The organism is Pantoea sp. X85 (assembly GCF_029623675.1).
In the GTDB taxonomy this organism is placed as follows: Bacteria; Pseudomonadota; Gammaproteobacteria; order Enterobacterales; family Enterobacteriaceae; genus Pantoea; species Pantoea leporis.
In genome coordinates this window covers 1,023,932-1,036,244 of the sequence record NZ_CP121108.1, presented here as the reverse complement: position 1 = coordinate 1,036,244, position 12,313 = coordinate 1,023,932, and the positions used below count along the sequence as shown (strand labels likewise).

At 57.4% G+C, this 12,313-nt stretch carries 13 protein-coding genes; 3 read left to right on the top strand and 10 right to left on the bottom strand.

Going from position 1 to position 12,313, the window contains the following annotated elements; translation table 11 throughout:
* Positions 1-37: 37 nt before the first annotated feature.
* The 3 genes from P6287_RS04715 to P6287_RS04705 are packed head-to-tail and all read right to left on the bottom strand — an operon-like array spanning position 38 to position 1,736.
* Positions 38-691, bottom strand: coding sequence for a DUF799 domain-containing protein (locus P6287_RS04715; protein ID WP_101762457.1), 654 nt, complete (start codon positions 689-691; stop codon positions 38-40).
* Complete coding sequence (locus P6287_RS04710) at positions 688-1,047, bottom strand: DUF4810 domain-containing protein (RefSeq protein ID WP_277974584.1); 360 nt, start codon at positions 1,045-1,047, stop codon at positions 688-690. Before P6287_RS04710 ends, P6287_RS04715 begins: the two co-directional genes overlap by 4 nt.
* A gap of 11 nt (positions 1,048-1,058) precedes the next feature.
* Positions 1,059-1,736: a CsgG/HfaB family protein gene (locus P6287_RS04705; RefSeq protein ID WP_277974583.1), complete on the bottom strand. Its 678-nt coding sequence runs from the start codon at positions 1,734-1,736 to the stop codon at positions 1,059-1,061.
* A 154-nt stretch (positions 1,737-1,890) separates the two neighbouring features.
* Here P6287_RS04705 and P6287_RS04700 point away from each other — a divergent pair, with 154 nt between their 5' ends.
* Positions 1,891-2,310, top strand: a complete 420-nt coding sequence (locus P6287_RS04700) for a cell envelope integrity TolA C-terminal domain-containing protein (protein ID WP_192414000.1) — start codon at positions 1,891-1,893, stop codon at positions 2,308-2,310.
* Here the strand turns inward: P6287_RS04700 and P6287_RS04695 are convergent.
* Both P6287_RS04695 and P6287_RS04690 read right to left on the bottom strand, forming a co-directional pair.
* The gene (locus P6287_RS04695) at positions 2,240-3,331 is read right to left on the bottom strand and encodes an AraC family transcriptional regulator (RefSeq protein ID WP_210081256.1); all 1,092 of its coding nucleotides are present in this window, start codon (positions 3,329-3,331) and stop codon (positions 2,240-2,242) included. The two genes, P6287_RS04700 and P6287_RS04695, sit on opposite strands and share 71 nt — an antisense overlap.
* A gap of 151 nt (positions 3,332-3,482) precedes the next feature.
* Positions 3,483-4,487, bottom strand: coding sequence for a phosphotransferase (locus P6287_RS04690; RefSeq protein ID WP_192236726.1), 1,005 nt, complete (start codon positions 4,485-4,487; stop codon positions 3,483-3,485).
* A gap of 259 nt (positions 4,488-4,746) precedes the next feature.
* Here P6287_RS04690 and eat point away from each other — a divergent pair, with 259 nt between their 5' ends.
* Positions 4,747-6,111: an ethanolamine permease gene (gene eat, locus P6287_RS04685; RefSeq protein ID WP_061717487.1), complete on the top strand. Its 1,365-nt coding sequence runs from the start codon at positions 4,747-4,749 to the stop codon at positions 6,109-6,111.
* 395 nt (positions 6,112-6,506) lie between these two features.
* On the opposite strand, the gene mak is transcribed toward eat, so the two are convergent.
* Positions 6,507-7,418 (bottom strand): fructokinase, encoded by a 912-nt coding sequence (gene mak, locus P6287_RS04680; RefSeq protein ID WP_110867766.1) that lies wholly within the window; start codon positions 7,416-7,418, stop codon positions 6,507-6,509.
* 145 nt (positions 7,419-7,563) lie between these two features.
* Here mak and rdgC point away from each other — a divergent pair, with 145 nt between their 5' ends.
* Entirely contained in the window at positions 7,564-8,475 is a 912-nt protein-coding gene (gene rdgC / locus P6287_RS04675; protein WP_101762465.1) for a recombination-associated protein RdgC, read from the top strand.
* 127 nt (positions 8,476-8,602) lie between these two features.
* Here the strand turns inward: rdgC and ppnP are convergent, their stop codons facing one another.
* The 4 genes from ppnP to P6287_RS04655 form a co-directional block, all read right to left on the bottom strand.
* Positions 8,603-8,887: a pyrimidine/purine nucleoside phosphorylase gene (gene ppnP / locus P6287_RS04670; protein ID WP_101762466.1), complete on the bottom strand. Its 285-nt coding sequence runs from the start codon at positions 8,885-8,887 to the stop codon at positions 8,603-8,605.
* 104 nt (positions 8,888-8,991) lie between these two features.
* Entirely contained in the window at positions 8,992-9,669 is a 678-nt protein-coding gene (locus tag P6287_RS04665) for an AroM family protein (RefSeq protein WP_277974905.1), read from the bottom strand.
* Between the two features lie 2 nt (positions 9,670-9,671).
* The gene (locus P6287_RS04660) at positions 9,672-10,604 is read right to left on the bottom strand and encodes a DUF1177 domain-containing protein (RefSeq protein ID WP_110867768.1); all 933 of its coding nucleotides are present in this window, start codon (positions 10,602-10,604) and stop codon (positions 9,672-9,674) included.
* A gap of 15 nt (positions 10,605-10,619) precedes the next feature.
* Positions 10,620-12,179, bottom strand: a complete 1,560-nt coding sequence (locus P6287_RS04655) for an OPT/YSL family transporter (protein ID WP_110867769.1) — start codon at positions 12,177-12,179, stop codon at positions 10,620-10,622.
* Positions 12,180-12,313 lie beyond the last annotated feature (134 nt).

The following is a 12,313-nucleotide window of genomic DNA, read 5'->3' as shown; positions in this document are numbered from 1 at the left end:
CGCGATAATTCGCGCCGCTACGATTCACTGCGTTCTTTTATCGCGTACTCACCAACTTATAACGAGGGCCGGCCAGCAAACCGCCCTGCTCGTTCTGCGCCAGCAGACGGGCGCTGGTCACACCGGCGATGGTATGTGCCTTATCCGACACATTGCTGGCAATCTGCTTAATCGCAGCAGAGACCAACATGCCAATAATACCGCCATTATTGTTGTTGCCATCTTCCGCGTCGCTGGCGGTGGCAATGCCTTGCCACAGCTCTTTACCGCTGCGCAAATCCACCAGACGCGCCGTCGCCGACACCCTGGTCACGCTCTGGATCACCTGATAGCTGCTGCCGTAATCGGTCACTGAAATGTACAGCGCGCTGTCGGCGTGGAAGATGTCATGCAGACGCTGCGGGCTGACAGCCTGAATTTCATGGCCGTTGGTCAATCCGTTCTGCTGGAAGGTTTCATCCACCACCGCCACCGGGAACACGTAATAGCCCGCTTCCGCCAGCGGACGGGTCACCAGCGAGGTGAAGCTGTTCGCCGCGTTCACATCCGGCGCGCGGTTATCCGCAGGCAGCACCAGAATTGAGGCCGGCTTGCTGGCGCGGAAGGCGCTGTAATCGTACGGTTTTTTGTGCGCGCAGCCGGTCAATAGCAGCGTGGCCAGCACGCCTAAAGACACAATCAGCTTGTTCACTGGGCAACTCCTTGTTTTTTCTTCATCAGAAAGTCCATATAGGGCGCCGATTCCGGGAACAGCTGCTTCTCGGTGGCAAACTGGCCGAAGGCTTTATCGGTAGCACCGGTTTTGGCGTACAGCAGGCCGAGCTGCGCGTGCAGGCCCGGCGCGACCGGTTTGTTGACCGATTTGGCTTTTTCAATATCCAGATTCAACGCTTCGATCTGCTTCTGCGGATCGCTATCTTTTTGGTAATAGCTATAGATCTGCTGCTGGTAATCGCCCCAGTAATAGATCGGTTCCGGCCCTTTTGGCGCACAGCCAGCCAGCACACCCGCAGCGATCAGCGCCGCACTCAGTTGCAACCCTTTCATGCTCAATATCCTTATTTCGCCGGACGCCATGCGCCACTGTTAATGCCATCCACTAAATGATCTACCGCTTCACGAATCGCCAGATCCATCACTTTGCCGTTGAGAGTGGAGTCATAGCTGGTGGTGCCGCCGAAACCGACGATCTCACGCGCTGACAGCTTGAATTCACCCGCGCCCTGCGCGCTGTACACCACTTCTGAGGTGGTGACATCCACCACATTCAGGTTGACTTTGGCATAGGCAATCTGGTTCTTACCGCGCCCCAAAATGCCCCACAGCTGCTGATCGCCCACTTCTTTGCGACCAAATTCGGTGATATCGCCGGTGATGATGTAAGTCGCACCTTTGATGTTCTGCTCGATCTTCTTAAAGCCGGCTTCCTGCTGCAACTCTTTCAGGTTGCTGCGATCCAGCACGTTGAAGCGATTGGTCTGCTGCAGGTGCGTGACCAAAATGGTTTTCGACTGATTGCCAAGACGATCCACGCCATCAGAGAAGATGCCGTTCATGTACGAGGAGCGATTATCAAACTGGCCAACCGCAATCGGGCTGCGCACGCCCTGATACGCGGGCTGGCTGGCCGCACGTACCTGTGGCGCTTCAATGGCGCGTGACGATTCGGTCGCGCAGCCGCTGAGCAGCGTGGCGCTTAACAAGGAGAGTGCCGCAAGGGCATATTTTTTCTGCATTTCTAATCCATGAATCAAAAGGAGATAAAGCCGCAAGGCTGCGGCAAATTCTGGTTCTGCCGACAGTCAGAGTAATGCCATAGCATTGGTTGAGTCGGTCTGTAGACTGTCGGCAGTGAGAGAGAGGAACTTTAGTGAAAGTACAGGCATATTAATGAATTTAATTAATCGAATGGCGGGATTATTGGGCGGGTTAATGATTGTTGTGGGCCTCAGCGCTTGTCAGCATTCTGAGCCAAAGCAACAGGATAGCATCGCCAATCTGTGTCAGCCGCAGAGCGCGCCGGGCAGCGCATCCTGCAAGTGGGCTGATGAGATGCAGCATCAGCTCAACCAGCATTTCCGCGATGCGCGCCGTTATGCCGGTCAGCAATGTCTGGTGCGGCTTGAGTGGCAAAACAGCGGGCGCTACGCGGTGACGCAGACGCAAGGCGACGAAACGCTGTGCCTGCGCGCCTGGCAGTTGATTGGTCAAAGCAAAGATTTACCGCCGCCACCGGACGCTAGCCAGCCAGCGTGGTTCGGTTTTGCCCCGGCAACGCCGAGCCATCCTGGCGCCACTGGCGCGGGCTGATGCCAAACCAGCGGCGGAAGGCGCGGGAGAAGGCGCTGACTTCGGAATAGCCGAGCAGCAGCGCCATCTCTGAGATTGGCAGCTGCTTCTGTTGCAGATAGTGCGTCGCCATCTCGCAGCGTACCTTGTCCACCAGCGCCGTGAAACTGATGCCCTCTTCACGCAGCCGCCGTTGCAGCGACCAGCTCGACAGGCCCATTTTTTCGGCAATATCTTCCAGCACCGGTTCGCCCTGCATCAGTGACAGATTGACCTGCGATCGCGCCTGCTCCACCACGCTTTGCAGGCTGGCACAACTGTTCAGGCGGCGGATAGCATCCTGCATCACCATCAGCAACATCGGATCTTGTTCCGGCATGCTGCGCAGCAGATCGCGTTTCGGGATCAGTAATGAGTTGAACGGTTGATCAAACCACACCGGCGCATCAAATACTTTGCAGTGCTCGTGCCACTGCTCCGGGCGCGGATGTTCGAAGTGCACTTCACGCGGTGCCCAGTTTTTGCCGGCAACGTGGCGGATCAAGTTGAGGAACATGCCGAGCGTCAGCTCCGCATCCTGACGTCTGGAGAGGATCGCACCGTGGCGCACCTGATAATCGAGCCGCCAGCACTCGCCTTTATCCACCAGCCGCGTCAGCGTGTCGTGCTGATGCCACGGAAAGGCGTTCACCACGTTGTGCAGCGCCTGCTCCAGCGTGGGCGAACAGAGGCCGATATACCCAATCAAGCCTAATGACTGCGGTTTGAACTGCTTGCCGTAATGCAAACCGAAGTTATCAAAACCGGAATGACGCGCTGCCTCTTCCATCACGCGGCAGTAGTTCACCAAACCCAGGCTTAGCGTGGGGCTCGCCAGCAGTTCGGAGTTGATGCCGCTGATGCCAAAAATACGATCGACATCGCCGCCTTTGTCAGTGATAAACCCGCTCAGTCCGGTGGCCGCCGCCGCCAAAACGCCGCGGTTGCTGGCGCTGACGGACAAGGCGCTAAAGGCTTCAGTGGGTGTTATGAGTGATTGCATCGGAACCTCTGCGTGTGGCGCGAGTGAAACAGGTTGAGGATTCCAGCAATATTCGTACCAGGCGGATGATTTGCGGATTTTGTCGCAGGGTCGCCATGAATGGCGACCTTTGCTGCGCCGCGACAGCGCAAAGCTGCTCACTGCTGGTGCATCAAACGCCAACCGGCAGCTGATTGGTTTCCAGATAACGTCGGCAGAGGCGCACCGAGTGATCGGCCCAGCGCGGCCCAAGGCTCAGTGCCATTTCCGTTTCCGCGTGTGATCCCATCCACGCCGTCATCTGAATGCGGCGCTGGATCAGCAGCGTCGGCACCAGCGCCATCTCGTCATCACTGATATGCGCCACTTTTTCGTAACCGAGGATCCAGTTATCCACCCATTCGGCGGCGCGCGGATGGTGCTCAACAAAACTGATCGCCGCCGCCAGATCGTGCAGATACCAGCCGAGTCCGCAGTCATCAAAGTCGATCACCCGCGTTTCGCCTTTATGCAGCAGCAGGTTGGTCAGACGCAGATCGGCGTGGATCAAACCATAACGATCCGCCCCTTTGCCAAAGCCCTGTAGCTCCTGCCCGACGCGCGCTACCGCTTCGGCGACGATGCCGTGATCGGCCGGATTGAGGTTCGGCGCATCCTGCCAGCGTCCCCAATGGCTATGATCGCTGACCATGGTGTGATGATCCCAGATGATGCGCTGAAAACCCGCCGGTTTCTGCCAGCTGCGGCTGTGCTGATGCAAGCGCGCGGTGATGTGCCCCAGCTGCTGAAACGCTTTGGGATCGACATCGGTGGTGGGCATGTCACCCTCAATCCAGTGGAACAACACGGCGTATCGCTCGTCGCCGTTTGCCATCAGCAGCGTCAGCACGGTCTCACCCTCACTGGCCGGGATCGCCTGCGGCACCATGATGCCAATGTCACGCAGCGCATCCAGCCACAGCAGCTCGCTCTGAATGTCCGCTTTGCTGTGATAGTTAGGACGATGCAGACGCAGCGCGTAGCGTTTGCCCGCCGCCTGCAACAGGAAGGTGGCATTTTCCGACCGGCACAGCAGCTTGAGTTCGCCGCGCAGTGCCGCGGGATAACGGGCCAGCGCCTGATGCGCCAGCAGGGTGATTTCAGTATCGGTTAAGGTATCGGACTGTTCGGCACTCATTCATCAATCTCCAGCATCAAGCAAGTGGTATCAGCATGGGATGACGTCGTCCTGACTGCTTGACCGCAGACAACCCAAAGTTGACCGCAGCGTGCATCTGGCACTTTTCTTGCCTCAGAGTTGACCGTGGAGGACAAAACTCACTGCGCCCGCGTCAAGTTTTCCCGCGCCAGGCAGCGGCATTATCACTTCACTGTAGCGCAAAGATAAAAAAGCGCGGTGAAGCTGCCGCACCAACAATGACGACGGGGAGAAGACGATGACGAATAAGCTCAAACCCACGCTGGGCACCCTGCATTTGTGGGGCATTGCGGTTGGACTGGTGATTTCCGGGGAATATTTTGGCTGGAGTTACGGCTGGGGCGTGGCGGGCACGCTGGGATTTCTGATCACCACCGCGATGATCGCCACCATGTATACCTGCTTCATTTTCAGCTTTACCGAACTAACCACCGCGATTCCGCATGCAGGCGGCCCGTTTGCCTATAGCCGCCGCGCGTTCGGTGAAACCGGCGGCTTGATCGCGGGCCTCGCCACGCTGATTGAGTTCGTGTTCGCACCGCCGGCGATTGCCATGGCGATTGGCGCTTACCTCAACGTGCAATATCCCGATCTCAATCCGAAAACCGCCGCGGTCGGCGCCTATATCGTCTTCATGACGCTGAACATTCTCGGCGTCAAGCTGGCGGCGATGTTCGAATTGGTGGTCACGGTGCTGGCGGTTCTGGAGCTGCTGGTGTTTATGGGCGTGGTTTCGCCGGGCTTCAGCATCGCCAACTTTGCCGCTAACGGCTGGGCGGGTAGCGATCACTTCGGCATGCCGGCGATGTCTGGCATCTTCGCCGCGATTCCGTTCGCCATCTGGTTCTTCCTGGCGATTGAAGGCGCGGCGATGGCGGCCGAAGAAGCCAAAGATCCGAAGCGCACCATTCCCAAAGCCTATATCACCGGCATTTTGACGCTGGTGGTGCTGGCGATTGGCGTGATGCTGCTGGCCGGTGGCGCTGGCGACTGGCGCAAGCTGTCGGACATCAACGATCCGCTGCCGCAGGCGATGAAGATGATTGTGGGTGAAAACTCCAACTGGATGCACATGCTGGTGTGGATTGGTCTGTTTGGCCTGATTGCCAGCTTCCACGGCATTATTCTCGGCTATTCGCGCCAGTTCTTCGCCCTCGCCCGCGCCGGTTATCTGCCGCAAAGTCTGGCGAAGCTGTCGCGCTTTCAGACGCCGCACCGCGCGATTATCGCCGGCGGTTTGATTGGCATCGCCGCGATCTACAGCGATGGTTTCATTAATCTGCAAGGCATGACGCTGACCGCTGCGATGATCACCATGGCGGTGTTCGGCGCGATTGTGATGTATCTGATGAGTATGCTGAGCCTGTTTAAACTGCGTCGCACTGCGCCAGAGATGGAACGCAGCTTCCGTGCGCCTGGCTATCCGATTGTGCCGGGCATTGCGCTGGTGCTGTCGCTGGTGTGTCTGGTGGCGATGCTGTGGTTTAACCCGGTGATTGGCGGCTTGTTTGTGGCGATTATGGCGGTGGGATATGTCTACTTCCTGGCGACTAAAGCCCAGCGCGATAACGCGCCGCAGGATTCGATGTTAGTGGGTGAGTGAGTGGGTTAGTGCTGGCTGTCCCCCATCCCAGCCTTCCCCCGTAAACGGGTGAAGGAGACGCTGCCACATGTAGCATCCAAACTCACATATAGCAGCATCTTCCTCCCCCATTGATGGAAGTGTGCACGCTGTCCCCCATCCCGGCCTTCCCCCGCAAGCGGGGGAAGGAGATGCTGCCACATGCAGCATCCAAACTCACATATTGCAGCATCTTCCTCCCCCATTGATGGAAGTGTGCACGCTGTCCCCCATCCCGGCCTTCCCCCGCAAGCGGGGGAAGGAGACGCTGCCACATGCAGCATCCAAACTCACATATAGCAGCATCTTCCTCCCCCATTTATGGGGGAGGACCGAGGAGGGGGAAAGCGAGCACATACAGAGGTGCGTAAAAGAAACTACCCTTTCAACGGCCACAACCACGCCGCCCCGCGCACGCCGCTTGAATCGCCATGTACCGCCTTCAGCACTGGCGTTTCACACTCGCGGCCAAACACCCACTGCTTCATCAGCGCCGGCACGGTTTGGTACAGGCGATCGTTGTTACTCATGCCGCCGCCCAACACAATCACATCGGGATCCAGCAGATTCACGACCTGCGCCAGCGATTTCGCCAGACGCATTTCGTAGCGATTCATCGCCAGTTCCGCCACCGGATCCTGCTGCTCAATCAGCTTGATGATCTCCGCGCCTTTCAGCGCTTTACCGCTCAGACGCTGATAATCGATAGCGAAGCCGGTACCCGATACAAAGGTCTCAATGCAGCCCTGCAAGCCACAGTAACAGGGCACTTCCGCGCGATGGCGCAATTCATCCTCATCCATCCACGGCAGCGGATTGTGGCCCCACTCACCAGCATTGCCGTTACCGCCAATGCGCGACTCACCGCCAATCGCTACGCCCGCGCCCGATCCGGTGCCGATAATCACCGCAAATACCAGCGGCTGACCCGCGCCCGCGCCATCTACCGCTTCGGAAACCGCCAGACAATTCGCGTCGTTGGCGATGCGCACGTCACGATTCAGCGCCTGCGCTAAATCCTTATCCAGCGGCTGACCGTTCAGCCAGGTGGAGTTGGCATTCTTCACCCGTTGCGTGTAGGGCGAAATCGTGCCGGGAATGCCGATGCCGACCGTGCCCTGCTGGCCGGTTTTCTCCTCCGCCAGCAGCACTAAATCGACAATCGCCTGAACCGTGGCAGCGTAGTCGTCACGCGGCGTGTTAACGCGATGACGGAACAGTTCCTGACCCTGATCAGACAGTGCAATCACTTCAATTTTGGTCCCGCCTAAATCAATCCCGATGCGCACGATTTATTCCTCATTATTCGTTCTGGTGACCAATACAGTAGAAGGCTGAATCGGGAAAGGCAATGAAACCAATCCGATGTTTCGCTATCATGCGCGCTGACTTTGAGACTTGTGCGCCCGATCGCACCCACGGTAAGGAATCCCGATGTTGTGGTTTAAAAATATGATGGTTTATCGTCTGAATCGTGACATTCCGCTGTCCGCAGACGATCTGGAAAAACAGCTCGACGCCTTTACCTTTTCGCCATGCGGCAGCCAGGATATGGCGAAAACCGGCTGGGTTTCACCGATGGGCAACCGCAGCGAAGCGCTGACGCACGAAATCAACGGTCAGATGGTGATTTGTGCACGCACCGAGCAGAAGATTCTGCCGTCGCCGGTGGTGAAGCAGGCGCTGGAAGCCAAAATCGACAAGCTGGAAGCAGAACAGAGCCGCAAGCTGAAGAAGACCGAGAAAGATTCGCTGAAAGATGAAGTGCTGCACAGCTTGCTGCCACGCGCGTTTAGCCGTTTCAGCCAGACGTATATGTGGATCGACACCGTTAACAATCTGATCATCGTCGACTGTGCCAGCGCCAAAAAAGCCGAAGACACGCTGGCGCTGCTGCGTAAAAGCCTCGGTTCGCTGCCGGTGGTACCGCTGACGCTGGAGAATCCGATCGAGCTGACGCTGACCGAATGGGTGCGCTCAGGTGAGCTGCCAGCCGGTTTTGCCCTGATGGATGAAGCCGAGCTGAAAGCCATGCTGGAAGATGGCGGCGTGATCCGCTGTAAGAAGCAGGATCTGATTTCCGACGAAATCGCTACACACATTGAAGCCGGCAAAGTGGTCACTAAGCTAGCGCTTGACTGGCAGGAACGCATTCAGTTCGTTATCGCCGATGATGCTTCAGTGAAGCGTTTGAAGTTCAGCGACACGCTGCGTGAGCAGAATGATGACATCGACCGCGATGATTTCGCCCAGCGTTTCGATGCCGATTTTATTCTGATGACCAGCGAACTGGCCGCGCTGATCGGCAATCTGGTCGAAGCGTTAGGCGGCGAAGCGAAGCGTTAATCTCCTCGATCCTGATCGCCATTAAGGGTGACCCCACGACAAACCAGCAGGATTTTCGTGGGGCGAGCAATAAAAAAACCTGCGCTTCAACAGAAGTCGCAGGTTTAAGATGTTCTAAAGCTTGAGTTTAGAGGTAGCGGCACAGATAAGAAGAAGGCTCTGCCACCTGCAGATGGAATTCGCTTTGGCCTGGCACGTTGAAGCTGGTGCCAGCTTCGTACCATTTCCACTCGGTTTCGCCCGGCAGCAGCACTTTCAGCGCGCCGCTCACCACCGTCATCTCTTCCGGTTGATTGGTGCCGAAGGTGTATTCACCTTCGGCCATCACGCCAACGCTGGCACGGCCAATGGTCACGCTGTCGAAACCAATGGATTTCACTTTTCCGTCGAAATACTCACTTGTATTGAGCATATTACTTCCTCACAGCACATTATCGTGACTGGCAGATTACTAAGGAACTCGCTGATCTGTCACGCGAATTAGCGCCACATATCGCAACTTGTGATCTCCCTGCGTTAGACGATCAATTCTGCCGCCAGCTTGGCCACCAGCACGTTCGACAGCAGTACCGGAATGCCCAGCATTTTCTGCAGGAAATCGCGGTGCTGCTGGTGATAGCCGATGCAATCCAGCACCACCACATCCGCGCCCTGCTCCTGCAGCGACAATCCCGCTTCCACCAAATCGGCCTGCTCCGCCAGATACGGGCTGGCAACGGCAAAACACGGCGGAGTGATCAAGTTGCGCCACTTGTTGGCCTGCTCGGCAATCTGCTCTTCCACCGGCACCACAATCCCGACCTTATGATCTTGCACAATCGCGCGTACCAGCGGTGGGATAATGCGATCGGGTTCCAGCAGCAAAGCGGATTGGGTTTTCAGCGCGCCAAACTCGCCGGTGCACAGCAGCAAAATGGTGTCATAGCCCTGCTGCTCCAGCGCGTTGATCTTACGTTGCAGTCCCTGCTCCACTTTTGCTACGGACAGGCGCACCTGCTCGCCGCTGGTCATACGCGATACCAGCACCTTGTCGCCCGGCGCGGGCGCATACTGCAGCTCAACTTCGGCTAGCGTCAGGCCGTCGAGTAAACCGGCATGCGCCACCTGATCGGCGGGCAGATATTCCAGCAGCAGCGGCAGAATGTCGTTGCGCGGTGATTGACCAATCGTCAGTGTGACCAGGGAGATGTTCATCATCAGGCTTTCCGGGTGCGCAGATGGCTGAGACTACCATACAAAGAGAGCAGCAGCGCGTACTCTTGTGGGTCGTAGAAGTGACAGGTTTCACGCCCGAACTCTTTCGCCACTTCGACCGCAAACTTCACGGCTAAAGCGATATCCACTTCGTGGCTGGCGCCGGTGCCGCAGCCCGGCACCACCGATTCGGCACAGATCGCCACGCCGACCACCGGCACATCCGTCGCGGTGGAAGGTTGCAAAATACTGTTGAGGTGATAAACCCCGTTGCCGTATGGCGTGATGTCCTGCGTGGTGATCGGGAAGGTAACCGCCGGTTTGCCGCTGGTCATCTCCATGATGCGTAACAGATCTTCTGACACGCGCAGGATGTAGCCCTCTTTCACCGTCGGCGACAGCGCGTAGCCTTTGTGATTGAGAATGCGGTTACCTTTGGTGGTATCGATCGACAGAATCGCATCAACACCAGCGATCACTTCGTTGTCATTCATGGTGATGTCGTCGCACGGCGAATCCATGAAATCGACTGGCTCGTGCGGACGGGTTGGCGCATCCGGGCAGATGTGGGTGGTGATAATCACATCACCGGCCAGCACGTCGCCTTTGGTCTGCATCTGCGCCAGCTTCAACGCACTGCTCACCGCCGCGACGGCGCCATCGGCATCCGATACCATACCAATGCGCGTTGGACGCGCACCAATACCGCCGAGACGGCCAATGATGCCGAGTGTTGGCGCACTGCCGCCGTTGCTTTTGCCCTGCGCACCGGGGATATCGATGCGGACGAAATCGGTCCGCCCTTTTGGCCCGCTAACGCGTTTCGTGCTGGCGGTGACGCCCGGATAGGCCGCGAACAGATCGACCACCTGTTGGCCATCGATGTAAGCGCTATCGAGTAACTCAAAGACCTGCAGTGTCTGCTGTAAACTCATCATCAATTTCCTGGATTATTTTTTGCTGCCGCTGGCAAAAAGTGAATGGAAGAAGCTGTAGAGCGCATCGCCCGCGATAAATCCGGCAGCCATCACCTCCATCGGTGAACGTCCACGCTCGCCCCACACGCGCAGGATGATAATGCGCAGCGCGATGCCCACCATCACCGCCCAACCTGCCGCGGCGTTGTTGATTAACAAGCCGGTCGCCAGCAGGACGCCAAGCTGACGTTTCGGTCCGCCGATCAACTGAATAATCGCGCCCGGAATCGCCCACATCAGCAGGTTGCCGGCAATCCCCGGTTCGGCACCGGCCTGAATGGTTTTGGCATAGACGCGCGCCACCGGCGGCAGCAGATTCTCGGCAAAGAAAATGGTGTGCGCGTACCACACCACGGGAATACAGATCACAAAGGCAATCATCGCGGCGATCAGCTGGATACGGCGGCCCCACAGCTCTTGCTGCACATCGGCACCGTTACCGCGCAGGATAAAGCCGGCTTTCAGGTCATAACCCATATCGGCAAACGCCGGACCGGTAGCGGCGGTAAAGCCACACAGCAGGCACAAGGCCAGCGGCGGGAAGCCGAGCAGAATACCGAGAATCAGGGTGATCAGCGCCACCGCAAAGGCCGGGAACCAGCCAGAGTGCATGGCGGCGATACCAACAATCAATTCATGCACGAAGGCAGCAAAGGCGGCGTAAAGGATAAACAGCACCAGCATCGGCAGGCCCATCTGGCTCCACAGACCGCCCGCCAGCGCCAGCAGCGTGGAGATGACGATATAGCCCACAGTGCCGAAACCCAGCGAACGTTTGACTTCGCTGTCGCTACGGCTGACGTTGACCTGATCATTGCGGCGGCTGCGAATCACCTGCACCACCTGAATCAACGCCACCAAACCGGCACCGACCATCACGCCGTGCGGAATATAGAGTGCGTTGATATCAATGCCAGCAACCGGTTGCGCGTAGGCGCGCAGCAGGAAACCCATACCGAGCATGCTGAGCGCCCAGATATTACCGATAAACGCGGTACCAAATGCCGACATCGGGATCTTCAGCATCGAACCCACGATGCCGCCAACAATCCCCACCACCAGCAGCCAAGCCTGACGACCGCCTTTGTCACCGGCTTTGATCGCTTCGGCTGCCGCCACGCCCGGCGGCCACGCATTGCTGGCCGGGAAGACGCGGGTATCAAATAGACGATAGAGTAAATAAGCATCGAGCAGCATCGCCGCGCTGACGCCAACAAACAGCGGCAGCACCAGCTGCGGCTCACCCAGCGCCCACGGCACCGCAATCGGCATTAACAGGCTGTTGGCCGCACCGAAGGTGGCCGAGGAGATGGCGGTTTGCGCGAGGTTTTGTACTTCAATGGAGCGATAGCGACGAAACCATTGCAGCGGAATACGCGCCAGCAGCATGGCAAAAAGTGCGCCGATAATAGAGGTATTGGGTGTTACCCCAATGGTGGTAATAAGCTGAACCCCAATGATGGCGCCGGCAACGGACAGCAGAACCAGCATTAAGGCAACGCCAACGCTTTTTATTGGATTATTTTGACGCATGAGATCCCCGTATTTTCACCCTGTAGAAAACGCTTTAATTCGAAGTGCCCGACACGCGGGACATCAACGTTTTTATATTAATCGTTCCCTGATTATTGAAATAAGCAGGTCCGAAGACCTGCTATTTCCCTGGT